Raw genomic sequence first — 25,336 nt, 5'->3', positions numbered from 1 at the left:
CCTGTGATCATCGACCGGTGGAGCCGAACCCGTTCGCGCCGCGTACCGAGCCGGGCAGCCGGTCCACCTCGTAGAAGGACGCCTTCTCCACCCGCTGGATGACCAACTGGGCGATGCGGTCGCCGCGTCTGAGCGACGCGGTCTCCTTGGTGTCGGTGTTGAGGAGGGTCACCTTGATCTCGCCGCGGTAGCCGGCGTCGACCGTTCCCGGCGCGTTCACCAGGGTGACGCCGAACTTGGAGGCGAGCCCCGACCGGGGGTGCACGAACGCGGCGTACCCGTCGGGAAGGGCGATGGCCACCCCGGTGCCGACCACGGCCCGCTCCCCCGGCAGCAACTCGACGTCCGTCGCGGCGTACAGATCGGCCCCGGCGTCACCGGGATGCGCGTAGCCGGGCAGCGGGAGCCCTGTGTCGAGACGGTGGATCAGCACCTCAACATTCATGAGCCAAGACACTACCCGTTGCGCTGGGGAGATACCGCCTCCACGGACCCGGATGGCTTCGGTGTGGAGCGTTCCGGCGGCTCCGCTCCCTGAGGATGCAGGGGCGGCGACTGCGGAGGCTCCCCGACGGGAGGTGGCGGTTCACGGCGCAGCAGTTCCTGCAACACGCGGTAGATGACCGCGGCCACCGGGACCGCCACCGCCGCCCCCGCGATCCCCGCGATCACACCGCCCACGCCCAGCACGAGGATGATCGCCAACGGGTGGAAGTCCACCGCCCGGCCGACGATGAGCGGCTGCAGGACGTGGTTCTCCAGCTGTTGCTCGACGATGAGGACGCCTACGAAGATCGCCGCGGGCACCCAGCCCTGGGATCCGAACGTCACGAGGGTCGCGACCGTCCCCGCGAAGAGGATGCCGACGATCGGGATGAAACTCGCGATGAACACCAGCACCGCGAGTGGCGCCCACAGCGGCACCCGCAGCACGGCGAGGGTCGCGCCGATCACCACACCGTGGATCGCGGAGATGGCGACGGTGCCCTGGACATAGTGCGAGAGGGTCCGCCAGGCGGACCGGCCCGCCCGGTCGACGTGCGGCGCCGCCCCGCCGAACGCGCGCAGGAACCAGTTCCAGATGCGGTCGCCGTCCTTGAGGAAGAAGAACGTGACGAAGAGCAGCAGCACGATGCCGGCGAGCACCTCGACCACCGCCGCCGCCCCGGTGATGACCGTGCCCGTGATCTGCCCGCGCCGTTCGACGAGCTGTTTCGTCAGCTCGTCGATGACGCCGGTGATCTGGGACTCCTTCAAATGGAAGGGCCCGTTGATCAGCCAGGCCTGCACCTCGCGCGAGGTCTTGTCGATCTGGTCGACGAGCCGGGGCGCCTCCGCGTTGGCCCTGATGCCGATGAGGAAGCCGATGCCGGCGATGACCGCGAAGAAGAGCAGGACGGTGAGCCAGGTGGCGTAGATCGGCCGCATCCGTCTGCGCAGGCGGCCGGTCACCGGATACAGCAGCGCGGTCAGCAGGAACGCCACCGCCACCGGCAGCGCCACGATGCCGACGCGACCGATGATCTGCCAGAAGAAGTAGATCACCACGCCGAGGACGATCAGACAGGCGCCCCACACGGCGAGCGTGAGCAACGTGGGGGGCACATGAAGCGTTCGACGTTCCTTTTCCGGGATCACAACGTCCAGCCTGACATGTCGCCCCCCAATGCGCGCACCCGATTATTCATCCGGCGATGAACGCGTGACCGGCGTCACTCGGCGAGTGTGACGGACACCGTGGAATCCGGCCCAGCCGGGTCGAGGACGAACTCCTCGACGTTACCCGCCGCGCACAGGTCGTCCTGCGCCTGCCGTACGAGCGCGGCGTGGGGACCGGAGACGGAGAGGCGAGAGATCTCGGCCCGCATGGACAGCCTGGCCTCGGACTTGGCCTTGCGCACCTGGCGCAGCACCTCGGCCACCGCGCCGAGCACCGCGGGGTCGCCGTGGACCCCGCGGCCGGGCTCGGCGCCGGGGTCGGCCTGGAGATCGGCAGCGGACGGCCAGGCGGCGCGGTGCACCGAACCGGCGCGCCACCAGGACCAGACCTCCTCGGTCACGAACGGCAGGAAGGGCGCGAAGAGCCGCAGGAGCACGTCGAGCGCCTGGCGCAGCGCCGTGACGGCCGAGGCGTTCCCGTCGTAGGCCCGTGCCTTGACCAGCTCCAGGTAGTCGTCGCACAGCTCCCAGAAGAAGCGCTCGGTGCGCTCCAGCGCCCGGGTGTAGTCGTACTCCTCGAACGCCTCGGTGGCCTCCGTCACGACCGTGCGGAGCGCGGCCAGCATCGACAGGTCGAGCGGCTCGGTGACCCGCCGCTCCCCGGCGGGCGCCTCTCCGAAGCCGAGCACGAACCGGGAGGCGTTCAGGATCTTGATGGCCAGCCTCCGGCCGATCTTGATCTGCCCGGTGTCGAACGCCGTGTCCGTACCGGGGCGCCCGTTCGCCGCCCAGTAGCGCACCGCGTCGGAGCCGTACTGCTCGAGCAGGCCCAGAGGGGTGACCACGTTGCCCTTGGACTTGGACATCTTCTTGCGGTCGGGGTCGAGGATCCAGCCGGAGATCGCGGCGTGCTTCCAGGGCAGGCCGCCGTGCTCCAGGTGCGCCCGGACGACCGTGGAGAACAGCCAGGTCCGGATGATCTCGTGGGCCTGCGGGCGCAGGTCCATCGGGAAGACCCGGCGGAACAGGTCGTCGTCGCGCTCCCAGCCGGCCGCGATCTGCGGCGAGAGCGACGACGTCGCCCAGGTGTCCATCACGTCAGGATCGCCGACGAAGCCGAGCGGCTTGCCGCGCATGTCCTCGGTGAACCCGGGGGGCACGTCGCTGGACGGGTCCACGGGCAGGGACGACTCCTCGGCCGGGATCGGCGCCTCGTAGACGGGCAGGCCGTCGCCGTCCAGCGGGTACCAGACGGGGACCGGCACGCCGAAGAACCGCTGCCGGGAGATCAGCCAGTCGCCGGCCAGGCCCTCGACCCAGTTGTCGTACCTGACCCGCATGTGGGGCGGGTGCCAGCGCAGCTCGGTGCCCCGGTCGAGCAGGGCGAGGCGCAACTCAACGTCACGGCCGCCGTTGCGGATGTACCACTGGCGGGTGGTGACGATCTCCAGCGGCCGGTCGCCCTTCTCGTAGAACTTCACCGGGCGCTGGATCTTGCGCGGGTCGCCGTCGAGGTCGCCGGCCTCGGCCAGCATCTCCACGATCCGCTCGCGGGCGCCGTGCACGCTCTTCCCGGCCAGCTCCTTGTACGGCTCGGCGGGCACGGCCTCCGGCGGGTCGTTCAGCAGGCGGCCGTCCCAGCCGATCACCGGCCGCGTCGGCAGGTCCAGCTCACGCCACCAGGTGACGTCGGTGACGTCGCCGAAGGTGCAGATCATGGCGATGCCCGAGCCCTTGTCCGGCTCGGCGAGGTGGTGGCTGAGGACCGGCACCTCGACCCCGAAGATCGGCGTGCGCACGGTCGTGCCGAACAGCGGGCGGTACCGCTCGTCGTCGGGGTGGGCCACCAGGGCGACACAGGCCGGGATCAGCTCGGGCCGGGTCGTCTCGATCCACACGCGGTCGCCGAAGCCCTGCTCGCGCTGCTCCGGGGACAGCTCGAACCCGATGCGGTGGAAGGCTCCGGGCCACTCCCGATCCTCCAACTCGGCCTGGGCGACGGCCGTGCGGAACGTCACGTCCCACAGCGTCGGCGCCTCGGACAGGTACGCCTCGCCGCGCGCGAGGTTGCGCAGGAAGGCCCGCTGGGACGCGACCCGCGCGTGCTCGCCGATCGTGGCGTAGGTCATCGTCCAGTCGACGGACAGGCCGAGGCGGCGCCACAGCTCCTCGAAGGCCTTCTCGTCCTCGGCGGTGAGCCGCTCGCACAGCTCGATGAAGTTCTTCCTGGACACCGGGACCTGGCCCTTGGCGTTCGCCGGCGGCTCGAAGTCGGGGTCGTACGGCAGCGAGGGGTCGCAGCGGACACCGAAGTGGTTCTGCACGCGGCGCTCGGTGGGCAGGCCGTTGTCGTCCCAGCCCATGGGGTAGAAGACCTCGCGCCCGCGCATCCGCTGGTAACGGGCGACGGTGTCGGTGTGGGTGTAGGAGAAGACGTGTCCGACGTGGAGCGAGCCGGAGACCGTGGGCGGCGGCGTGTCGATCGAGTAGACCTCGTCGCGGGTGCGGGACCGATCGAAGCGGTAGGTGCCGTCCGCCTCCCAGCGTGCTACCCATACCGCCTCGAGTCCATCCAGAGTGGGCTTCTCGGGCATGGCGGCGGTGCGCGGTCGCTGTTCGGTCATGCCACCTAATGGTATGGCGTCGGCGGCTCTACCGTGCGGAGAGACTAGGGTCGTTACCGAGGAGGAATCATGGCGGAAATCACGCACGCCGGCCACGAATCAGGCGCGGTGGACAAACCCGATATGACCTGGCGGATCGTCGGCGGCCTGGTAGGCATCGGCGTGGGCTTCGCCTCGCGCAAGGTGCTGTCGTTCGCGTGGCAGAAGACGACGGGAAAGAAGCCCCCTGCCAGCGCGGACTCGCTCGACATCAGCCTCGGCGAGGCGATCGCGTACGCCGTGGTGATGGGCCTCGGCATGGAGGTGGCCCGCATCGTCGCGGTCCGCGCGGCGGCCAAGAAGTGGCACTCGTGGAAGTCCGACGCCGAGACCAAGCTCTGACCGTCAACCGGCCTCGAGCGCGGTGAGGAAGTCACTCGCCCACTTGTCGACGTCGTGGGTGGCGACCCGGCGCCGCAGCGAGCGCATCCTCCGGGCCAGCTCGTGCGGCGTCGCGCGCATCGCGGTGAGCATGGCCCGCTTCATCCCGTCTATGTCGTACGGATTGACCAGGTAGGCCTGGCGCAGCTCGTCGGCGGCCCCGGCGAACTCGCTGAGCACGAGTGCCCCCCGCAGGTCGTAACGGCAGGAGACGTACTCCTTGGCCACCAGGTTCATGCCGTCGCGCAGCGGGGTGACCACCATCACGTCGGCCGCGCGGTAGAGGGCGGCCAGCTCGTTCTTGTCGTACGACTGGTGCAGGTAGCTGATCGGCTGGCGGCCCAGCATCCCGTACTCGCCGTTGATCCGGCCGACCCTGAGCTCGATGTCGCCCCGCAGCCGGATGTACTCGGCCACCCGTTCCCTCGTGGGGGTGGCGACCTGCACGAACGCCGCCTCCCCCGGCTGGATCGCGCCGTCGGCGAGCAGTTCGCCGAACGCCTTGAGCCGCTGGCCGATCCCCTTGGTGTAGTCGAGCCGGTCGACGCCGAGCAGGACGTGCTCGGGGTCGCCGAGCTCGGCGCGGATCTCCTTGGCCCGGGCGAGGACGTGCGGCTCGCGGACGAGTTGGTCCAGCTCGCCGAAGTCGACGGAGATCGGGAACGCCTCGGCCCGGACGGTACGACCGTCCACCTGGACCTCGTTCCTGTGGTTCTGCAGGCCGAGCAGGCGGCGGCAGAGCCGGATGAAGTTGGAGGCACCTCCGGGGCGCTGGAATCCGACCAGGTCGGCGCCGAGCAGGCCCTCCAGGAGCTCCTTGCGCCACGGAAGCTGCCAGAACAGCTCGGCCGGGGGGAACGGGATGTGCAGGAAGAAGCCGATCCGCAGGTCGGGACGGAGCTTGCGCAGCATCGCCGGGACGAGCTGGAGCTGGTAGTCCTGCACCCAGACGACGGCGCCGGGGGCGGCTGCGTCGGCGGCGGCCCGGGCGAACCGGTCGTTGACGGCTCGGTAGGCGTCCCACAGCACACGCGAGTAGACGGGCGTCGCGACGACGTCGTGATAGAGGGGCCAGAGGGTCGCGTTGGAGAAGCCCTCGTAGTAGAGCTCCACCTCAAGGGCGGAAAGCGGCACGGGGATGAGATGCATCCCGTCGTTGTCGAACGGCTTGAGTTCCTCGCCCGCGGCGCCGGTCCACCCGAGCCACGCTCCGTCGCGCCGCTGCATGACCGGCGCGATCGCCGTCACCAGGCCCCCGGGGCTGCGCCGCCATTCGGTCTCGCCGACACGGTCGACGGGCAATCGGTTCGCGACGATCAAAAACGAGCTGGTGCCATCCATTGAGCCCCTCCGGAGATCGTCCCCACTACGTCACGCCCCCGTAGGACAACCATACGAAAGGCCAGTCATACCGCCCATACCCGCCATGAAGTGCACAATTCATTTGAGTGGGTGTGAGAATGATCTCGCCAGGTCACGGGTGGTCACCAAGAGGTTTAGACCAATCGGCTACATTTCCGTATCGTTCGATCACGCACAGCGCGTTCGGCCGGATCGCCGTCCGGCGCGAGAGAGACGAAGATCACACAAGATCACGCGAGAAGTGCCGGGGAGAACACACGGAGACGGCGTGGAAAGCCGGGGGGAACGTACGGAGATCGCCCGGAAAGGGGCCTGGGGGAACGCACGGAGACCGCGACGATCACATGGGTCCGACGCCGTGTCATCCGCCGCGACGTGACGTCACGCGGGGGGAAGAGCGCGCGTCCTGAGGTCGGCGCGTACGGCCTGGGCGAGTTTCCTGGTGGCGACGCGGTTGAACGTGCCACCCGCGACGGCTCCCGTGAAGAAGGGGCCGAGGGTGGTGAAATGCCGCCCGAGCGTTCTCATCAGGCGGTTGCGCAGCGCGGTCTTCGCCGCGGCGCCGATCGCGAGCGTGGCCGAGCCCGGGGCCAGCGGGTTGACTCCGCGCTGCCTGGCCCAGGCCACCGCGAACGCGGTGGCACGCTGGGTGCCGTTGCCGGGAACCTGCACGCCGTACACCTCGTGCAGCTCGGCGAGAAGCTTGACCTCGATGGCCGCGACGACGAGCGTCTCCGCGACCAGCTGGGCGGGAGCGGAGAGCAGCAGCGGCGGAGCGGCGAACTGGGCCGCGGCCAGGGCACCGCCGACGGCGCCGACGGCCATCGTGCCCTTCGCGGCCGTGCGGACCAGGTCGTCGGCGAGTTGCTCGCCGGTCAGCCCGTAGTGATGCCGCTGAAGCGTCGCGGCGTCTCTGATCGGGAGACGCGGCGCGATGTTCATGAAGACATCGGCGAGCCAGCGGCCACGCTCGGGGCCGGCGACCTTCGCCTTCTTCGCGGAGTCGACGAGCACCCTGCTGAGGCGGCCGAGCAGGCGGCGCCGCTCGGCCCCGTCCGTTTCCTCAGGGGTCACGAGCTTGCCGACCAGCTCGGCGACCTCGTCTTGTGATCGATCCGCTTCCGAAGCCAACGGACTACTCCTAGCGTCTCCTAGGCGGCGCACTCGCGGCAGACCTGCTGACCGTTCTTCTCAGAGGCCAGCTGACTGCGGTGATGCACCAGGAAGCAACGCGAGCAGGTGAACTCGTCGGCCTGGCGCGGGATCACGCGGAGCGAGAGCTCCTCGTTGGACAGGTCCGCCCCCGGCAGCTCCAGCGACTCGGCAAGGTCCGTCTCGTCGATGTCGATGCTGCCCGACGACTTGTCGCTACGCCGTGCCTGGAGTTCCTGAAGGCTGTCCTCGTTCAGGTCGTCGTCGGTCTTGCGCGGGCTGTCGTAGTCGGTAGCCATGTGCGTACTCCATCCCCCTCATCTAGCTGTCGCGCTGGTCGCGCGTCTTTAACGCTTGGAAGGCCGTTCTTGTGCCCGTTTCGCCCGGGAGATTTTGCAATCGGTACCCCGGTTCGCGGAACACTGAACCTCCCGGCACGCGAGGGGATGCCGCGCAAGGCTCCAGTTAGCCAAATATGGCGAAAACCAGAGTATTGCGGGTATGACCCACCGCGTTCGACGGCACATCCAACCACATGTGCGGGGCGGTCGCTGTATCAGCGCGCCGACAGTGTCGTCCCGGCCGGGACGCCGAGCCCCGCGAGACGCACCGTCACCACGAGACCGCCTCCGTCCCTGGGGACGGCGGTCACGGTCCCGCCGTGCGCGCGGACGATCGCCCGCACGATGGACAGGCCGAGTCCCGCGCCCTTGGCGGACTCCACCCGGTCGGCGTTCAGCCTGCGGAACGGTTCGAAGATGGAGTCCACTTCGTACGCGGGGACATGTTGCCCCGTGTTGGCGACCTGAACAACGGCACCCCCGTCCACCATTCCCGTCCGTACCCAGACTTTTCCAGACGGGCCGGAATTGTGCTTGATGCCGTTCTCGATGAGGTTGGAGACGCAGCGTTCGAGCAGGACGGGATCACCCGTGACGGGCGCGGAATGGAGATCGTGCTCGACCGTGACGTCGTGCTCGGCGGCGAAGGGGGCGAGCTGCTCCACGGCGGTCGTGGCGACCTCCTGGACGTCCACCGGCTTGCGCACGGTCAGCTCGCGCTCGCTCCTGGCCAGCAGGAGGAGTCCCTCGATGAGGCGCTCGTTGCGGGCGTTCGTGCCGAGGAGGGTACGGCCCAGCACCCTGAGGTCCTCGGACGCCTCCGGGTCGGACAGCGCGACCTCCAGGACCGTCCGGTTGATCGCGAGCGGGGTGCGCAGCTCGTGGGAGGCGTTGTCGACGAACCGGCGCTGCGCGTCGAAGGCGGTGTTGAGCCGGGTGAGCATCTCGTCGAAGGTGTCCGCCAGCTCCTTGAGCTCGTCGTCGGGGCCCTGGAGGTCGATCCGCTCGTGGGCGAGGGAGGTCCCCGAGAGCTTCCTGGCCGTCGAGGTCATCTGCTTGACCGGCCGAAGCGCCCGGTCGGCGACGAAGTATCCGAGGATCAGCGCGAGGATCCCCACCCCGACCAGCGCCTCCAGCGACCTGATCAGCAGGCCCCTGCGCGCGCCCTCGATCGCCTGGTACTTGAGGGAGTCCCAGAGGGTCTGGAAATAGACGGCCTCTTCCTGGGTGCGCCCGGCGGTCAGGGGCGGCCAGTTGGCCTGGATGGCCCAGCCCACCATGAGGTACATCACGAACATCAGCACCGCGCCCGCGGCGAAGAACAGCGCGCCGTAGGTCAGGGTCAGCCGCCACCGGATGCTCATCCGGCGGGGCAGCGCCCGTATCCGGTCTATCAGTCCCTGCTGCTCGACCGGGTTGGCCTCCAGCGGCGGCGGGCCGTCCCAGACCGGCGGGCCGCTCGGCGGCGGGGGGACCTGGGCGCGGTACGGCCCCGTCCCCATCGCCGACGTCATCCGCCCGAGGCGACCACGCGGAGCCGGCGGGCCCTGGTGGCCCCGCGCCGTCTGTCCGCTCAGGCCACTCTGGTCACCATGGTCACCCTGGTTCCCCTGCGGGCCCCGGGCGGCGGGCCCTCCGGCGGTGCCGTCCGAGCCCGCGGAGGGCTCCCTGGGAACGTCCGCGTCGTTCTTCGCGGGCTCGTACGGCTCGGTCACAGTCGGTACCCAACTCCGGGGACGGTCTCGATGATCTGAGGCTCACCCAGCTTCTTGCGCAGCGTCATCATCGTCACGCGCACCACGTTGGTGAACGGGTCGATGTGCTCGTCCCACGCCTTGTCCAGCAGATCCTCCTGGCTGACGACGGCGCCCTCGGCGCGCATCAGCTCCTCCAGGACGGCGAACTCCTTCTTGGTGAGGGCGACCTCCTTGCCGTCCCTGGTCACCAGGCGCTTGCCCGGGTCCAGCCGTACGCCCGCGCGTTCCAGCACGGGCGGCAGCGCGGGAGCGGAGCGGCGGCCGAGCGCGCGCACGCGCGCGACCAGTTCCATGAACACGAACGGCTTGGCGAGGTAGTCGTCGGCGCCCAGTTCCAGGCCCTCGACCTTGTCGTCGACCTCGCCCGAGGCGGTCAGCATGATGATCCTGGAAGCGGACCGCTCGGCCACCAGGCGGCGGGCGACCTCGTCTCCGTGGACCTTGGGCAGGTCGCGGTCGAGCACGATCACGTCGTAGTCGATGTAGCTGGTCTTCTCCAAGGCGGCGGCGCCGTCGTACGCCACGTCGACGGCCATCGCCTCGCGGCGGAGTCCGGTGGCGATCGCGTCGGCCATGACGCGTTCGTCCTCCACCACAAGCACGCGCATCCAGGTCCTCCTCAGAAGGTCGCAGGCCTCCATTCTGGCCCTGTCGGACGTAAGTCGACGGTAAGCGGTTCCCCAGCTCTACGTGACGTAGAGCACAGGAATTGAATGGTTTGAAAGTTCCTAACGTGTGGGTACAGGCAGGTCTACACCCCTCTGTCGTGTGCCGGGGAAGGGTCATGCTCTCCCCAGGATCCGGTGACGGGGTCAACTGGCACCTTTTCGCCCCCTGAGAAAGAAGGTGAGTATGGGCGAGTTCACGACCACGATCGAAACCCGGCTCAACCAGGCCTACAAGGGCCTCCAGGAAGCCACGTCGAACGGGGACGACTTCCTCGCCGACACCCTCACCGCCGAGATCGAGGACCTGCGCAGGCTGGCCGACGATCACGGCGTCGCGATCGAGCGATAGCACCCTCAACGACGCGGGGACCCACCGTCTCGGTGGGTCCCCGCGTCGTGTTCAGGGCCGGTTCCCGTGTCCGGGATCCGCTCCGCTCCGGTCCGGACCGTCCACCGTCTGCGGTTCACCGGGTACGGATCACTCGTGGACGGCGGGGGCGTCGCGTTCGGGGTCGAGCGGCACGAGCAGGTCGTGCAGCCGGTCGAACAGTCCGGGAGCCGCGCACACCACCATGTCCGTGCCGTGCGGCCTGCCGCGCAGCCCGCCGATCCGCGCGCCGGCCTCGGTGGCGATCAGCCCGGCGGCGGCGTGGTCCCAGTAGTTGGTGCCGCGCTCGTAGTAGGCGTCCACCCGCCCCGCGGCGACCGAGCACAGGTCGACGGCGCAGGAACCGCCCCTGCGGATGTCGCGCACCCGGGGCAGCACGTGCGCCAGCACCTCGGCCTGGACGGCGCGACGGCCGGAGTCGTAGCCGAATCCGGTCGCGACCAGCGCCCGGTCCAGCGCGACGCCGGTGTTGCAGCGCAGCCGCTCTCCTCCCAGCCAGGCGCCCTCGCCCCTGGCCGCGGAGTAGAGCTCGCCGCGCTGCGGGACGCTGACCGCGCCCGCGACGATCTCGCCGTCCACCTCGACGCCGATGCTCACCGCCCAGTCGGGCAGGCCGTACAGGAAGTTGACGGTGCCGTCGATCGGGTCGACGACCCAGCGGGCGCCGCCGGTGCCGGGCGTGTCGCCGCCTTCCTCGCCCAGGACCGCGTCGTACGGCCTGGCCGCGGCGATGCGGGCGCGGATGAGCTCCTCGGCGGCGCGGTCAAGCGCGGTGACGACGTCGGTGGGGCTGGACTTGGTCTCGACCACCTCCGGCCGGGCCGGGCGCTTGGCGACGAGCATCCTTCCCGCCTCATCGGCGATGCTCACCGCCAGCGCCAGCAACTCCGCCCGGTCGGGTGAAACCCGCACCTCGTCCATCCTGACCCGCCCCCCTGCTCGGTCTGATCACACGATGTCCTGAAATTTCGTGACCCGTGAGGTCACCTGAGGCATCTTCCCAGACCGCGGGGCCGGCCGATCAGGCGAGAGCGGCCGGGTGGGTCCACTCCTCTCCGAGGACGTGCTGGGCGAGGAAGGCCAGCACGGTCTGGTACCAGGCGACGGCGTTCCCCGGCTTGAGCACCCAGTGGTTCTCGTCGGGGAAGTACAGGAACTTGGACTCGACGCCGGACCGCTGCAGGTCCCACCAGAGCCGCAGCCCCTCGCCGATCGGGACGCGGTAGTCCCTGTCGCCGTGGATCACCAGCATCGGCGTCGAGATCTCGCCGAGCCAGTTGTGCGGCGACAGCCGCGCGTACCGCTCGCTGCCCGGCCGGCCGAACTCGCGCTCCCAGTACATCGAGGCGTCCGTCGTGCCGGCGAACTGCTCCAGGTTCCACAGGGACGCGTGGGTGACGATCGCGCTGAACCGGTCGGTGTGCCCGGCGACCCAGTTGGCCATGTAGCCGCCGAACGAGCCGCCCATCGCCGCGATCCGCTGGTCGTCGATCTCGGGCAGCTTGAGGCACTCGTCGGTGATCGCCATGAGGTCGGCATGGGTGACGGGACCCCACTCGCCCCACCCGCGGTCGATCATCGCCTGGCCGTAGCCGGTGGACAGGCACGGGTCCGGCAGCAGGACGGCGTAGCCGTGCTCGGCCATGATCCACGGGTTCCAGCGCCAGGACCAGTCGTTCCAGCTCGACACCGGGCCGCCGTGGATCCACAGGAGGAACGGGGCGGGGTTCTCCGCCGTCGCCCCGGCGGGCAGGACCAGCCAGCCGCGGATCTCCGTACCGTCGTCGGCGACGGCGCTGACCTCGGTCAGCGTGCCGGGCAGGTCCAGCGCGGGAACCGGTGACGGCAGCGTGGTCACGGCCCCGCCGGGGGCGACGCGCACCGGGACGGGCGGCGCGTCCACGGCGCTCCTCAGCGCGTAGATCGACCCGTCGGCCGCCGGGCACAACTCCAGATAGGCGCCGTCGTCGGGGGTGATCCGCACCGGCTCGCCGTCCTCCGCGCCGGTCACCGGCACGCGGAAGATCGGGCGGCGGCCCTGGTGGTCTGCGGCGATGAAGACCGCGTCAGACGAGGGTGCCCAGGCGACGTCCACCGGGAAGAGCTCGCCGCCGAGCGCCCGGCCCTCGCCGGTGGACAGGTCGACGACCCACAGCCCGTACGCGCTGGAGAGCTCCTCTGTCGCGTGCCGCTCCCGTGTGCAGGCGACGAACCGGCCGTCGGGCGAGACCGCGACCGGCCCGCCGAAGTCGTGGTCCTCGGAGGTGGCCAACACCCTGCGACCCAGCGCCTCGCCCGCGGCCGGGTCCAGGTCGATGGCGACGAGTTCGGAGCGCACCTTGCCGCTCGGGAGCGGCACGTACCAGGTGGTGATGACCGTGGCGCCGTCGGGCGTCACCGCGAACGACGCCAGGTCGAGCGCCCGGCCGGGGTCGGGCGTCAGATCGTGCCCGTCGAGCCGGTCGGGGTCGGCTCCGGCGCGCGCCGCGAAGAGCCGGGACTGCGCGGGACCGAGGTCGTGGTCCCAGTAGCGGATGGGGTACCCCTCGTGCAGGATGGCGCTGACCCCTGCCTCCTTGCGCGCCTTGCGCCGGTCCGCCTCGGTGGCGGCGTCGCCCGGCAGCACCTCGGCGGTGTACACGATCGTGCCGCCGGCCGCCCTGACGCCGGTGACGCCCCCGGGCCGGTCCGCGATCCGCCTCGGCTCGCCTCTCTCGGGCAGCAGCCAGAGCGCGGGGACTTCCTCCGCCTCGTCCTTGACCGTCTCGTCGGGTCTCCTGGAGACGAACAGCACCTCGCCTTCGGTGGTGAACTCCGCGCCCGCTTCGCCCTTGGCCGACCGGGTCAGCCGGTGCGGGCGGCCCTCGGGATCCAGGGGGATCTCCCAGAGCGCGGTGCCGTACGATTTCCCGTCGGGATTGAGGGACTGGACCACGGACACCAACCGGGTCCCGTCCGGGGAGAGCCGCAGCGACTGCACGCGCGGCACGGCGACGTATTCACTCATGTCCCGGAAATGGCTCACCGATCGAACCTACCTCGATCTTCCGGCGCCACCAACGTACTTATCCCCCACCCGGACGCCGGACGCCTGGCAGGTCTCCCCACCGGACCGGCGTACGCGCCGAATAGGCTGTGAGACCGGATCGGCGGCGAGGCCGGGACGGCGAGCGTGATCGGGCGGGGAGCGATGGGCAATCTGACACATGAGGGCGGGCGTGCGGCTCCGCGTTACGACGCGCTGCTCGTGGTGTCCTTCGGCGGTCCGGAGAAGCCCGACGACGTCATGCCGTTCCTGGAGAACGTCGTACGCGGGCGCGGGGTGCCGCGCGAGCGGCTGCTCGAGGTGGAGGCGCACTACCAGCGCTTCGGCGGGGTCAGTCCGATCAACCGGCAGTGCCGTGACCTGATCGCGGCTCTCGACGTGGACGTCCCCGTCTACTGGGGCAACCGCAACTGGCATCCGTTCCTGGAGGACACGGTCCGCCAGATGGCGGCCGACGGGGTGCGCAAGGCGGCGGCGTTCGCCACCTCCGCGTACAGCTCCTATTCGAGCTGCCGGCAGTACATCGAGGACATCGCGCGGGCGCGGGCGGCGGTCCCGGGCGCTCCGGAGATCGTGAAACTGCGCCACTACTTCGACCACCCGGGCTTCGTCGCCGCGATGGTGGACCACACGCGCCAGGCCCTGGAGCGGCTGCCCGAGCCGCGCCGGGAGCGCGCGCGGCTGGTGTTCACCGCGCACAGCATCCCGATCTCGATGGCGAAGACGTCCGGGCCCGCCGGAGGTGCCTACGAGGCGGAGCTGCGCCGGGCGGCCGCGCTCGTCGCGGCGGAGATCCCCGGGGACCGGCCGTGGGACCTCGTCTGGCAGAGCCGCAGCGGCCCTCCCCACATCCCGTGGCTGGAGCCCGACGTCTGCGACCACCTGGAGGCACTGCACGCCTCCGGCACGGAAGCGGTCGTCCTGGTGCCGATCGGCTTCGTCTCCGACCACATGGAGGTCGTCTACGACCTCGACGTGGAGGCGAAGGCGCTCGCCGAGCGGCTCGGCCTGCCGCTCTCCCGCGCGGCCACGGCCGGGACCCACCCCCGGTTCGTCGCGATGGTCTCCGAGCTGATGGCCGAACCGGAGCCGGCCCCGTGCCCGGCGACCTGCTGCCCGGCACCGGTACGGCACCCCCGCTGAACCGCCGCTGAACCGCCGCCGGGCCGACGCCCGCCGCCGGCGGATCAGCGGTAGGCCTGGGCGTACGCCTCGGCGAGGCCGAGGACCTTGTTCACGTAGTCCCACGAATGGTTGTAGAACCAGACGGCCTTCCTGAGCTTCTCCCCGCCGCGGGCGGCGCCGTTGGCGCAGAGGTATTTCGCCGCCGACGGCACCGCGTCGTAGGCGCTCCAGATGTCCGCCTTGCCGTCGCCGTCGCCGTCCACGCCGTACGACTTCCAGGTGGCGGGCATGAACTGCATCGGGCCGAGCGCGCCCGCGGAGGACGGGCCGTTGTTGCGGCCGTGCCCGCTCTCCACCTGGCCGATGGCGGCCAGCACGGTCCATGACAGGCCGGGGCACACCTCGGCCGACTTCCGGTAGAGCTCCAGGTAGCTGTCCGGCCGTCCCACCAGACCGTGCCCGGCCGTCCTGGTGGAGCCGCCGTCGCCGGCCTTCGTGGCGTCGCCGCCGCCCTTGCCGTTCTTCGCGCCCTTCGTGTCCTTCGAGTTCCCGCCCGTGGTCCCGGCCGCCGGGACGGTGAGGACGTGCGCCTTCGCTCCGAGCACGCGCCCGACCCCGCGCGCGTCCGGAGAGTCCCCGTGGATCAGGACGACCACGCCGGGGGAGAATCCGAGCCGCCGCCCGAGATCGACGCCGATCAGCCCGTCCACGGCGGGCAGGCCGAGGGACGCCGAGGCCGCCAGGCGCAGCCGCGGACCGCCGTCCACCTGGTACTCCGCGCCGAGGTTCATGCCGAGCCGCCGGACCACCGCGGAGTCAGCGACGAGCTCGCCCCGGCTGAGCGCGCTCCACACCTCGGGGTGCTCGGCGACCGGCCGGGGAGTCCAGGACCGGAAACCGGCCGGATCGACGGCGAGGAGCTGCAGTGAGTTGCCCGCGATGCGTATCGTGCCCCCGTCGGCCGCGGCGACCTTCCGTACGCGCTTGAGAGCGGCGAGCTTCCGCAGCTCGCCGTCGGACACCGCCGAGGTCGTGATCGCCATCAGCTCGGGAGGGGTCACCTGGACGGCCGTGTCCGTGACCGGAGCGCTGGACGGGAGCGTGGCGTCGGGGCGCAGGGGCGCGCCGCCGCCGGTCCCGTCTCCCCCGGCCGATCGCGGGGCCGGCGTCCGCCCGTCACCCCCGCCGCCCGCCGCCGCGGCGTTCCGGCCGTTCCCGCCGTCCGCCCTGCCATCAGCTCGGCCGGCGCTCGCGTCCGCCCCGCCGTCCGATGGGCCGTCCGATCGGCCGTCCGCGAACACCATCGCGCCGCCCACGGCGCCGACGATCGCCAGCAAAGCCACCAGCCCCACCACAACCATGCGAAGTGACGCAAACCACGGAACAGGGGGCACCTGGCTCAGGTTAGACCCTCTGGCGTGCCGATCGAGAAATCACTTGCCAACCGCAGGGCGGTACGCCAGGGTCTGACAGGATAAGTGCACGTCCGCGTGCCGTGGGCGGGGGAGCCCGTGGCCGCATCCGATCACATCGAGGTGCCCGGACGCACAAGGTGCGAGGGGAATCGACATGGTTGGGCCGTACCGCGGGCTGCTTGGCACGCCTGGCGTCAAGGGCTTCGTCATCGCGGGATTCGTCGGCCGGATCCCGATGTCCATGCTCGGCATCGGCATCATCCTGCTCGTCTCGGAGCTGACCGGGTCCTACGCCACGGCGGGCGCCGTCTCCGCGGTGCAGTCGGTGGCCTTCGCGGTCGCCGCCCCGCTGTCGGGCCGGCTCGTGGACCGGTTCGGCCAGGCCAGGGTGCTCGTCCCGCTGGTCTTCCTCCACGGCGTCGCGCTCGTCGCGCTGATGCTGTGCGCCCACGCCAAGCTGCCCACCTGGACCCTTTACGCCACCGGCATCGTCGTGGGAGGCGCCGCCACATCGCTGGGGTCGATGGTCCGGGCCCGGTGGTCGCACGTTCTCGACGATCCCTCGAAGCTGCACACGGCGTTCTCGTTCGAGTCCGTGGCCGACGAGGCGATCTTCGTGGCGGGTCCGGCCTTCGTCACCGCGCTGGCCACCGGCGTCAACGTCTACGCGGGGCTCATCGTCGCCGTCGTGCTCGCCGTCGGCGGCACCCTCGCGTTCTCCGCGCTCCGCGGCACGGAGCCGCCGGCCGTACGGCACCGCGAGCACTCGGGGTCGCCGATCGCGATCCCGGGAGTCGCGATGCTGGCGGTGGTGTTCCTCGCCGTGGGTTCGGTCTTCGGGTCGGTCGACATCGTCACGGTGGCATTCGCCGAGGAGCAGGGCTCCAAGGGCCTGGCCGGCCTGATGCTCGCCTCGGTCGCGAGCGGCAGCATGATCTCCGGCCTGTGGTACGGCTCACGCCGCTGGAAGATCGCCCTGCGTGGCCGGCTCGTGCGCGGGCTGGGCGTGTTCGCCGTGGGGCTGACTCCGCTCGTCCTGATGGGCAACGTCCCCACGATGAGCGTCGCGCTGTTCTTCGCGGGCCTGGCGATCTCCCCCACGCTGATCACCGGTTTCTCCCTCGTCGAGCGCCTGGTTCCCGCGTCGCAGCTCACCGAGGGCATGTCGTGGCTCTCGACGTCGCTCGGGTTCGGCGTGGCCATCGGCGCCTGGGCGGGGGGGCGGCTCACCGACCTGTACGGGGCCTCCAACGCCTACGGTTTCCCCCTCATCTGCGCGCTGCTCGCCGTCGCCGTCGGGGTCGCCGGGTCGGCCTGGCTGCGCACTCCCGAGACGGCCGGCCAGGACGCCGCCTGACGGCGCCCGCCCGGGTCACGCCCGCGGGCGTGCGCGGCGTGCGCGGCGTGCGCGCGGGCCGGTCCCGCGGGGAGCCGGTTCCCGGTCCCTCTTTCCCTGGTCTCACCTCTGGCCTCGGCCCATATTTCATGAGTATTGTTCATATTCTCCGAAATCGTGGGCTTGGATGGTCATGAGCGAGTTCCGCAACTGGGCTGGGAACCAGTCAGTCACCCCGGGCGAAGTCAGGACGCCCGCGTCCGCCGCCGAGGTGGCGCAAGCCGTACGGGACGCGGCGGACAGCGGGCGCCGGGTGCGCATGGTGGGCACCGGGCACTCCTTCACCGGCGTCGCCCTGGTCGACGGCATCATGCTGCGCCCCGACGCGCTCACCGGCGTCATCGCGACCGGCGACGACTGGGCCAAGGTCGCCGCCGGTACCCCGCTCCACGTGGTCAACGACGAGCTGCACCGGCGCGGCCTCGCCCTCGGCAACATGGGCGACATCACCGCGCAGACCATCGCGGGCGCGATCCAGACCGGTACCCACGGGACCGGCCGGGACATCGGCGGCCTCGCCGACCAGGTCATCGAGCTGGAGCTGGTACTCGCCGACGGCACGATCACCACCGTGAGCGAGGGCCCGCTGTTCGACGCGGCCCGCGTGGGTCTCGGCGCGCTCGGCATCCTCACCGCGGTCACCTTCCGGGTGGAGCCGTCGTTCCTCCTCCACAGCCGCCGTGAGCCGCTGCCGTTCAGCGGCATCCTGGAGTCGCTGGACGAGCTGACCGCCGACAACGAGCACCTCGACTTCTTCTGGCTGCCGCACACCGACACCTGCCTGGCCAAGCGGAACAACCGGTCCCCCGGCCCAGCTAGGCCCACCGGCCCCTTCAAGCACTGGCTGGACAACGTCTTCCTGGAGAACACGATCTTCGGTGCCGCCTGCGCGACCGGCGCGAAGATCCCCCGCGCCATCCCGCGCATCAACGGGATCTCCGCCAGTCTGCTGAGCGCGTCCGAGTCCGTGGACACGTCGTACAAGATCTTCAACTCGGTCCGGGAGGTGCGCTTCCTGGAGATGGAGTACGCGATCCCGCGCGAACACCTCGCCCGAGCCCTCCGCGAGACGCGTGACCTCATCGAACGGATGGACTGGAAGATCACCTTCCCGGTGGAGGTCCGCGTGACCCCTCCCTCTGACGCGTGGCTGTCCACGGCGTACGGGAGGCCCAGTGCGTATATCGCCTGCCACGTCTACCGCCGGACGCCGAACCCGGCGTACTTCGAGGGCGTCGAGGAGATCATGACGAGACTTGAGGGACGCCCGCACTGGGGCAAGCTGCACACCCGGGACGCGGCCTACCTCTCGACGGTCTATCCCAAGTTCGCCGACTTCCTGGCCCTGCGGGACGAGCTCGACCCGCGGCGCCTGTTCACCAACGACTACCTGGACGGCGTCCTGGGCTGACCGGGCCGTCCCCGATCTCTCCCGACTCCGCTCACCGCCGCCCCGGAACCGGGCCGCGGCGGCCACCGCGACTCGCCGGAAACCTTCGAGGGCCGAGAACCGCTTGCGGGCACCGCCGCCCTGTAGAAAGGTGAATGCGACAAATGTGACTGGCGTCACGTCGCCCGCCACGCCCCTTGGGAAGGCGATGTTCGGACATGCCGGGTACGGTGCTGGAAGGCAACCGGCTCACGCGAGAGACTCAAGGGTCCGGGGGAAGATTGAGCACGACGACGAAGGGACTCGCATGCAGGAGCTCCGTCTCGTCGCGGTAAGTGAGGACGGCACCTACCTCGTTCTGGCGACGGCCGGGCGCGGTACGCGGTTCACGCTTCCCGTCGACGACCGGCTCCGCGCTGCCGTCCGCGGCAACTTCTCCCGTCTCGGCCAGTACGAGATCGAAGTGGAGAGTCCGTTGCGTCCCAAGGAGATCCAGGCTCGCATCCGCGCCGGCGAGTCGGCGGAGGAGATCGCGGCCACCGCCGGCATCCCGGTGGAACGTGTCCGCTGGTTCGAGGGGCCCGTGCTCCAGGAGCGCGAGTACATGGCCCAGCAGGCGCAGCGCGTCGCCGTACGCCTTCCGGGCGAGAACACGCCCGGGCCCACGCTCGGCGACCTGGTCGCGGAGCGGCTGACCCGGCGCGGCGTACCCGCCGACGAGATCGACTGGGACTCCTGCAAGCGCGACGACAACCTCTGGCGGGTGAAGCTCGGCTTCGTCTGGAACGGTCACACGCGGCACGCGGAGTGGCTGTTCGACCCGCGCCGCCGCCACATCACGCCCAACGACGACGAGGCGATGCGCCTGTCGGCGGCCGAGTACGTCGAGCCCGTCCCGCGCGAGGACACGACCGTGCGGCCGTTCCTGCCCCGCCTCGCGTCGAAGCTCGCACCCGTGCCGCCGCTTCCCGACGGCTCGCTCTCGATCCGGGCCGGTCGCGCCGAGCCCGACTATCCGCCCGTACGGCACGAGCCCATGCGGCGGGACGAGCCGGTGTACGACGAGCCCGCCGCGCAGAGGGCCGAGACGGCCTACCTGCCCGAGCCGCCGATCGTCGCGGGCACGACCGCGTTCCGCCCGGATCCGGGCCGGGAGACGGCGTTCCACCTGCGCGAGCCTGTTCAGGAGCAGGTCCAGGAGCAGATCACGGCCCGGCCCGCTCCCCAGGCACCGGCCCCGGTTCACATGACCGGACCCGGCGTGGAGCGGCCCGGCGCCTTCGTCCCCGACCCGGCGGAAGCCGTACCGCGGACCTCCCCCGCGTCCCCGGCCGGTACGGCGCACGAGCCCACGATCGGGGCGACACCGCGCGCCGAGGAGACACCGCGCGCCGAGGAACGGCTCTCCGTCGTTTCGGAGAGCGCGGCTTCGGCCGATCAGACGCGGGTCGCTCCCCCGTCGGTCGACGCGCCCAGGGTGGAGGCGCCCGCCACCACCGAGCATCGGTCGCGGCAGGTGGAGACCACGCCACAGGCGACGGCCGATGACGCACGGCCTCCCGTCAAGGACGAGACCGGCACCCCGGACATCCCCGGCGCCGTGCCGCGGCAGCTCGTCACACCCGCTGTCGCGGACATCGCGACGGAGGAGAAGGCCGCCCTCACGGCGTCCGGAGACACCGGCACAGCGCCCGAGAGCACACCCGCCGCCACGCCGGACGCTGCGTCCGCCACGCCCGACGCCCATGCCGCGCCGGATCCGGTACCGGATGTGGTGCCGAATGTCGTGCCGGATGTCGTGCCGGATGTCGTGACACCGCCCGAGGCACAGGTCGTCAGCGCACAGGCCGTCACCACACAGGCCGAGCCGGACGCTTCGCCGGAGGTCGGGCACGACACCGGGACGACTCCCCCGGCGGCCGAGGCCCGTCCCGACGAGCCCGTCTCACCCCAGCCCGAGCCCGAGCCCGCGGTCGCGGTCGCGGTCGCGGCTCAGGGCGAGGCCGCCGCTCCCGCGGCCACCGATGAGCCCGCCGTTCCCGCGCCCACGGAACCCGAGCCTGAGCAGGCCAAGGAGCCGGTCGCCGTACCCGCGGCGAGGATCAGCGAAGAGCGCGCCGCACCACCACCAGTCCCGGCAGCTGCGCCGGCCGCACCAGCGCCGGGCGCCAAGGGCACCGGCAAAGAGGCCGCGGCGGCGAAGGAGACGAAGCCCGAGCCACCGGCTCCGCCCGCTCCCAAGCCCACCCCGGCGCGTCCCCGCAAGTCGCGTGGCCGCCGCGCCTCCGTGCCGACATGGGACGAGATCATGTTCGGCGCCCGCAAGCAGGAGTGACCCGCCGACTCGACCCGTGGCGGCTCAGCCGTCGATCCGGCCCGAGCCCTCCCCCCGATCGGGAGCGACGGCCATGAAGGGCGCGATCCACGCCGGGGTGACCTCGGCGGTGGTGGTGGCGATGTTCTGGTCCAGCGCCCGTAGCCCGGCCCCGGCCCACAGGATGCGGTCGGCGATCTCCTTCAGCGTCTTCACCGACCTGCCGAGCCGGTCCGGCTTGGTGAACACCACCACGTCACCTGGCCGCAGCGCATCCATCATCGTGGACCCCATGCCGACACTCGGGGGTCCCTAATCCGGTCGTCGTCGCACGGCGTCGGCGATGACCCCTGTCACGAACTTGTTGACGACTGCCGTGGCCGGCGGGCCGGGGTCGCGGTCCGCGAACAGGAGATGACCGCCACCGACCAGGGAGAGGGTGAGCGAGTCGATGTCGGCGCCTGCCGCGATGCGGCCCAGTTCACGCTCATCGGCCAGGTAGGCCGAGATCGCGGTCGTGGCCTGGGCGAGGATCGCGATGCCACCTCCGGGCCTGGCTTGCCGCAGCCGTGCGCGCAACTCGTCCCGGAAGGTGATGAGCGGGATGATCGCCACCGGAACCGGTCCGAACAGGGTGGTCAGCGCGCTGGTGAGGTTGTCGGCCACCGTGCCGGTACCGGCGGACTCGCGCAGCGCACTCGCCTGCGTCTCGAGCCGCGCGGCCCGGTCGAGCACGAGGTCGGCGAGGAAGGCGTCGAAGTCGGTGAAGTGCCGGTGCAGGACACCTTTGGCGCAGCCCGCCTCGTCGGTGACGGCACGGCTGGTCAGCCCGTTCGGCCCGTCCCGCAGAAGCACGCGTTCCGCAGCGTCGAACAGCTGCTGCCGGGCGTCGCGAAGGTGTACCCCCGTCGGCACTTAAAAGATCCTCTCGTGCGTCAACCAGCTGACATCCGTTGGCTAGTGGGCATTCGCCCACTAAGGTGGGCACATGCCCATCCTACCTCGGGAGCAACCAGAACCGCCCCCAACGGATCCGCACAAGGCCCGGCGGATGGCCGAGTCGTTCGGCGTGGACGCGCAACGCTACGACCGAGCCCGCCCCGGCTACCCCGATGCGTTGGTGACGCGGATCGTCGCCGGGAGCCCCGGGCCTGACGTGCTCGACGTCGGCTGCGGTACCGGCATCGCGGCCCGCCAGTTCCAGGCCGCCGGCTGCACCGTGCTCGGCGTCGAGCCCGATGCGCGGATGGCCGACTTCGCGCGAGCCCAGGGCCTGCAGGTCGAGGTAACGGCCTTCGAAGCCTGGCAGCCCGTCGGCCGGACGTTCGACGCGGTCGTCGCCGCCCAGTCGTGGCACTGGGTGGATCCGGTCACCGGCGCCGCCAAGGCGGCACGTGTGCTGCGTCCAGGAGGACGGCTGGCGATCTTCGGGCACGTGTACGAGCCGCCTGCCGAGGTAGCCGAACCGTTCGCCGCCGCCTACCGGCGGGCGGCGCCCGAGTCTCCGCTCAACGGCCAACCGGCCCGACGTCCGCTCGCCTTCTACCAGGCGGCATACGCGAAGTTCGCCGACAAGATCCGCGAGACCAAACAGTTCAACGATCCCGAACAGTGGCGATTCGACTGGGAGCAGTCCTACACGCGTGACCAATGGCTGGCCCTGCTATCCACCACCGGCGGTCTCACCCAACTCCGTCCCGATCAGCTGGCCGAGATACTGGACGCGGTCGGGGGCGCCATCGACTCCCTCGGTGGACGCTTCACGATGAGCTACACCACCCTGGCCACGACCGCCGTACGCGCCGGCACCTCCTGAGTCCCTCCCCCAAGTCGCCGCCCGCCTGGGAATCCGCGCGGCCGTTCGACGCTCTGCCGGGCAGTTGGCGGAGTGCGGCCGGCCGCGTGGGCGGCCGGCTCGACCGGGAGTCATCGGCCGGGCGGATCGCCGGCGCCGACCGCCGGCTCGCGTACGCCCTGTGGTCCGGGGCGTCGGGCCACAGGATGCCCGCCATCAGCGCCCGGGAGACGGACCGGCCGCAGAGGGCGATGAACGACAGAAGACGCTCAGACCCCCGGTGACAGGCACCTGATCGTCTCCGGCGAGTAAGCCGGAAACCGCCGAGAAGGGTGGCCCGCGCAGCGGGCCAGTCGCGGCTCTCCATAATCATCCCGCCTCGCATGGGAAACGGATGGAAACAGGATCCGACCGTCGGTTCCGCGGCGCTTCCCTCCCTAGGTGCCCGATACGTGATAAATCGCTGTGATTTTCACCGAATGGGTGGCCAACGTGCTTCCAATCGGATGTTCCCCGAGGTCACGCGGTGTCCGGCCGCGCCTCTCAGCGCGCCGTCAGCGATATGTCAGCGCCGGCCGGAGAGGATCAGCGAAATGTCAGTGCCGTCCTCCAGAGTGGATCCGACACCGAAGAGAGAAGAGATCATGACATACGCGATTCAGGCCGAGGGTCTGGCCAAGCGCTATGGCGAGACCAAGGCGCTCGACGGGGTGGATCTGGAGGTGCCACGAGGCCGGCTGCTCGGCGTCCTCGGGCCGAACGGCGCGGGGAAGACCACCGCGGTGCGCGTCCTCGCCACATTGCTCAAGCCCGACGCGGGCCACGCCCGGGTGGCCGGGTTCGACGTCGTCAAGCAGGCCCACCAGGTGCGGTCGCTGATCGGCCTGACCGGGCAGTACGCCGCGGTCGACGAGGCGCTGACCGGCGTGGAGAACCTCGTGATGATCGGCCGCCTGCTCGACATGCCGCGGGCCGAGGCCAAGCGGCGCGCCGCCGAGCTGCTCGACCGGTTCGACCTGACCGAGGCCGGCGGCCGGGCCGCGAAGACGTTCTCGGGCGGCATGCGCCGCAGGCTGGACCTCGCCGCGAGCCTGGTGGGCCACCCCCAGCTGCTGTTCCTGGACGAGCCGACGACCGGCCTCGACCCACGCAGCCGCGCGGACCTGTGGGCGGTCGTCCGCGGACTGCGGGACGACGGCGTGACGGTGCTGCTCACCACGCAATATCTGGAGGAGGCCGACCAGCTCGCCGACGACATCGTGGTGTTCGACCACGGCAAGGTGATCGCGCGGGGCACGTCCGACGAGCTCAAGGCCACCACGGGCGCCCAGGTGCTGGAGGTGCGGCCGCTGCGGGCATCCCATCTGGACGTGGTCGTGGGTGTGGTGGGCGACGTTCTCGGCTCGGCGCCGGAGATCGCGGGCGGCCTGGTCACCGGCAGCGTCCGCGACCCCGCGCTGGTTCCCGCCATCGTGCGCCGCCTGGACGACCTCGGGGTGGTCGCGGCGGAGCTGTCGCTGCGCAAGTCCAGCCTCGACGAGGTCTTCCTGGCCCTGACCGGCCACCGCGCCGACGACGGCGACGCCGACTCCCACGACGACACGCGGGACAGCACCGCGCGGAAGGAGGAGGTCGCGATATGACGACCTTCACGCAGACCGCCCCGGTCACCGTCTCCCCGAGGCCGGGGCTCGCGGCGACCGTCCGCCACACCGCCACGCTCGCGTGGCGGAGCCTGGTGCAGATCAAGCACAACCCGATGGAGCTCCTCGACCTGAGCGTCCAACCGATCATGTTCCTGCTGCTGTTCACGTACGTGTTCGGCGGGGCGATCTCCGGCTCCACGGGTGACTACCTGCAGTTCTCACTGCCGGGCCTGATCGCGCAGAACATGCTGTTCGCCAGCTTGACGACGGCGATCGGGCTGAACACGGACATCACCAAGGGCGTGTTCGACCGGCTGCGCAGCCTGCCGATCGCCCGCTCCGCGCCGCTGACCGGGCGCATTCTCGCGGACACGCTCAAGCAGGTGTGGGCGTTCGCGCTGTTCCTCGGCCTCGGCATGGTCCTGGGGTTCCGGGTCCAGACCGGCGTGCTGGGGGTCGTGGGCGCCCTCGCGCTGCTGCTCACGTTCGCTCTGGCGCTGTCCTGGGCGGCGGTGCTCATCGGGCTGACCGCGGAGAACCAGGAGAAGGTGCAGATCGTGGCGTTCTCCCTGATGATGCCGATCACCTTCACCAGCAACGCCTTCGTGCCGACCGACACCATGCCGGGCTGGCTGCAGAAGTGGGTGGAGATCAACCCCGTCACCCACCTGGCCGACGCGGTCCGGGGCCTCCTCAGCGGTGGTCCGGTCGCCTCCAGCGCGACCATCTCCGTGCTCTGGGCGGCCGGTCTTGCGATGGTGTTCGCCCCGTTGTCCGTCCGTGCCTTCCGCAACCGCATCTGAGCCGCGCCTGAACCACACCCGAGCCCGCCTGTGCT

At 70.8% G+C, this 25,336-nt stretch carries 22 protein-coding genes; 9 read left to right on the top strand and 13 right to left on the bottom strand.

What is annotated here, in order from left to right:
* Positions 1–7: 7 nt before the first annotated feature.
* The 3 genes from dut to valS all read right to left on the bottom strand — a co-directional run bounded on the left by dut (position 8) and on the right by valS (position 4,283).
* Complete coding sequence (dut, locus tag AB0I59_RS04885) at positions 8–445, bottom strand: dUTP diphosphatase (protein ID WP_061255499.1); 438 nt, start codon at positions 443–445, stop codon at positions 8–10.
* A gap of 11 nt (positions 446–456) precedes the next feature.
* Complete coding sequence (locus tag AB0I59_RS04880; protein ID WP_061255318.1) at positions 457–1,605, bottom strand: AI-2E family transporter; 1,149 nt, start codon at positions 1,603–1,605, stop codon at positions 457–459.
* A gap of 107 nt (positions 1,606–1,712) precedes the next feature.
* Positions 1,713–4,283, bottom strand: a complete 2,571-nt coding sequence (gene valS, locus AB0I59_RS04875; protein WP_358130132.1) for a valine--tRNA ligase — start codon at positions 4,281–4,283, stop codon at positions 1,713–1,715.
* A gap of 69 nt (positions 4,284–4,352) precedes the next feature.
* On the opposite strand from valS, the gene AB0I59_RS04870 reads away from it, so the two are divergent.
* Positions 4,353–4,664, top strand: a complete 312-nt coding sequence (locus AB0I59_RS04870) for a DUF4235 domain-containing protein (protein WP_061255316.1) — start codon at positions 4,353–4,355, stop codon at positions 4,662–4,664.
* A 3-nt stretch (positions 4,665–4,667) separates the two neighbouring features.
* On the opposite strand, the gene AB0I59_RS04865 is transcribed toward AB0I59_RS04870, so the two are convergent.
* The 5 genes from AB0I59_RS04865 to AB0I59_RS04845 form a co-directional block, all read right to left on the bottom strand.
* Positions 4,668–6,044: an alpha,alpha-trehalose-phosphate synthase (UDP-forming) gene (locus AB0I59_RS04865; RefSeq protein ID WP_061255315.1), complete on the bottom strand. Its 1,377-nt coding sequence runs from the start codon at positions 6,042–6,044 to the stop codon at positions 4,668–4,670.
* 402 nt (positions 6,045–6,446) lie between these two features.
* Entirely contained in the window at positions 6,447–7,196 is a 750-nt protein-coding gene (locus AB0I59_RS04860) for a hypothetical protein (protein WP_358130128.1), read from the bottom strand.
* 20 nt (positions 7,197–7,216) lie between these two features.
* Positions 7,217–7,516, bottom strand: a complete 300-nt coding sequence (locus AB0I59_RS04855) for a DUF4193 domain-containing protein (protein WP_030505490.1) — start codon at positions 7,514–7,516, stop codon at positions 7,217–7,219.
* Between the two features lie 257 nt (positions 7,517–7,773).
* Positions 7,774–9,060, bottom strand: coding sequence for a sensor histidine kinase (locus tag AB0I59_RS04850; RefSeq protein ID WP_435830922.1), 1,287 nt, complete (start codon positions 9,058–9,060; stop codon positions 7,774–7,776).
* A gap of 209 nt (positions 9,061–9,269) precedes the next feature.
* Positions 9,270–9,923, bottom strand: coding sequence for a response regulator transcription factor (locus tag AB0I59_RS04845; protein WP_061255497.1), 654 nt, complete (start codon positions 9,921–9,923; stop codon positions 9,270–9,272).
* A 244-nt stretch (positions 9,924–10,167) separates the two neighbouring features.
* Between AB0I59_RS04845 and AB0I59_RS04840 the strand changes: the two genes are divergently transcribed.
* Entirely contained in the window at positions 10,168–10,332 is a 165-nt protein-coding gene (locus tag AB0I59_RS04840) for a hypothetical protein (RefSeq protein WP_228646690.1), read from the top strand.
* Between the two features lie 129 nt (positions 10,333–10,461).
* Here AB0I59_RS04840 and AB0I59_RS04835 read toward each other — a convergent pair whose 3' ends face one another.
* Together AB0I59_RS04835 and AB0I59_RS04830 are read right to left on the bottom strand one after the other, a co-directional pair.
* A complete protein-coding gene (locus AB0I59_RS04835) occupies positions 10,462–11,283 on the bottom strand; it encodes an inositol monophosphatase family protein (protein ID WP_358130120.1) in 822 nt (273 codons plus the stop codon).
* 109 nt (positions 11,284–11,392) lie between these two features.
* Positions 11,393–13,378, bottom strand: coding sequence for a S9 family peptidase (locus AB0I59_RS04830; RefSeq protein WP_358130117.1), 1,986 nt, complete (start codon positions 13,376–13,378; stop codon positions 11,393–11,395).
* A gap of 183 nt (positions 13,379–13,561) precedes the next feature.
* Here AB0I59_RS04830 and AB0I59_RS04825 point away from each other — a divergent pair, with 183 nt between their 5' ends.
* Positions 13,562–14,560 carry a ferrochelatase gene (locus AB0I59_RS04825; RefSeq protein ID WP_358130114.1) on the top strand — a complete coding sequence of 333 codons (999 nt, stop codon included), beginning with the start codon at positions 13,562–13,564 and terminating at the stop codon, positions 14,558–14,560.
* A gap of 44 nt (positions 14,561–14,604) precedes the next feature.
* Here AB0I59_RS04825 and AB0I59_RS04820 read toward each other — a convergent pair whose 3' ends face one another.
* Positions 14,605–15,885 (bottom strand): lytic transglycosylase domain-containing protein, encoded by a 1,281-nt coding sequence (locus tag AB0I59_RS04820; protein ID WP_358130111.1) that lies wholly within the window; start codon positions 15,883–15,885, stop codon positions 14,605–14,607.
* 226 nt (positions 15,886–16,111) lie between these two features.
* Between AB0I59_RS04820 and AB0I59_RS04815 the strand changes: the two genes are divergently transcribed.
* The 3 genes from AB0I59_RS04815 (at position 16,112) to sepH (ending at position 21,078) form a co-directional block, all read left to right on the top strand.
* Positions 16,112–17,314: an MFS transporter gene (locus AB0I59_RS04815; protein ID WP_061255310.1), complete on the top strand. Its 1,203-nt coding sequence runs from the start codon at positions 16,112–16,114 to the stop codon at positions 17,312–17,314.
* A 172-nt stretch (positions 17,315–17,486) separates the two neighbouring features.
* On the top strand, positions 17,487–18,764 hold the full coding sequence (locus tag AB0I59_RS04810; RefSeq protein WP_358130108.1) for a D-arabinono-1,4-lactone oxidase: 1,278 nt from the start codon (positions 17,487–17,489) through the stop codon (positions 18,762–18,764).
* Positions 18,765–19,050: 286 nt separating this feature from the next.
* On the top strand, positions 19,051–21,078 hold the full coding sequence (gene sepH / locus AB0I59_RS04805) for a septation protein SepH (RefSeq protein ID WP_358130105.1): 2,028 nt from the start codon (positions 19,051–19,053) through the stop codon (positions 21,076–21,078).
* A gap of 24 nt (positions 21,079–21,102) precedes the next feature.
* On the opposite strand, the gene AB0I59_RS04800 is transcribed toward sepH, so the two are convergent.
* Positions 21,103–21,339: a recombinase family protein gene (locus AB0I59_RS04800; RefSeq protein WP_358130102.1), complete on the bottom strand. Its 237-nt coding sequence runs from the start codon at positions 21,337–21,339 to the stop codon at positions 21,103–21,105.
* A gap of 30 nt (positions 21,340–21,369) precedes the next feature.
* Positions 21,370–21,972 carry a TetR/AcrR family transcriptional regulator gene (locus AB0I59_RS04795; protein ID WP_061255308.1) on the bottom strand — a complete coding sequence of 201 codons (603 nt, stop codon included), beginning with the start codon at positions 21,970–21,972 and terminating at the stop codon, positions 21,370–21,372.
* Between the two features lie 73 nt (positions 21,973–22,045).
* Here AB0I59_RS04795 and AB0I59_RS04790 point away from each other — a divergent pair, with 73 nt between their 5' ends.
* The 3 genes from AB0I59_RS04790 to AB0I59_RS04780 all read left to right on the top strand — a co-directional run bounded on the left by AB0I59_RS04790 (position 22,046) and on the right by AB0I59_RS04780 (position 25,301).
* Positions 22,046–22,873, top strand: coding sequence for a class I SAM-dependent methyltransferase (locus AB0I59_RS04790; protein WP_358130099.1), 828 nt, complete (start codon positions 22,046–22,048; stop codon positions 22,871–22,873).
* Positions 22,874–23,496: 623 nt separating this feature from the next.
* Positions 23,497–24,495 carry an ATP-binding cassette domain-containing protein gene (locus AB0I59_RS04785; protein ID WP_358130096.1) on the top strand — a complete coding sequence of 333 codons (999 nt, stop codon included), beginning with the start codon at positions 23,497–23,499 and terminating at the stop codon, positions 24,493–24,495.
* Positions 24,492–25,301 carry an ABC transporter permease gene (locus tag AB0I59_RS04780; RefSeq protein WP_358130092.1) on the top strand — a complete coding sequence of 270 codons (810 nt, stop codon included), beginning with the start codon at positions 24,492–24,494 and terminating at the stop codon, positions 25,299–25,301. The genes AB0I59_RS04785 and AB0I59_RS04780 overlap by 4 nt, the downstream gene beginning before the upstream one ends.
* Positions 25,302–25,336: the final 35 nt, after the last annotated feature.

This window comes from Microtetraspora glauca (assembly GCF_040656155.1).
Classification (GTDB): Bacteria; Actinomycetota; Actinomycetes; order Streptosporangiales; family Streptosporangiaceae; genus Microtetraspora; species Microtetraspora glauca.
Note: the sequence above shows the minus strand (reverse complement) of the source record. Positions and strands in the feature narration are given on the sequence as shown.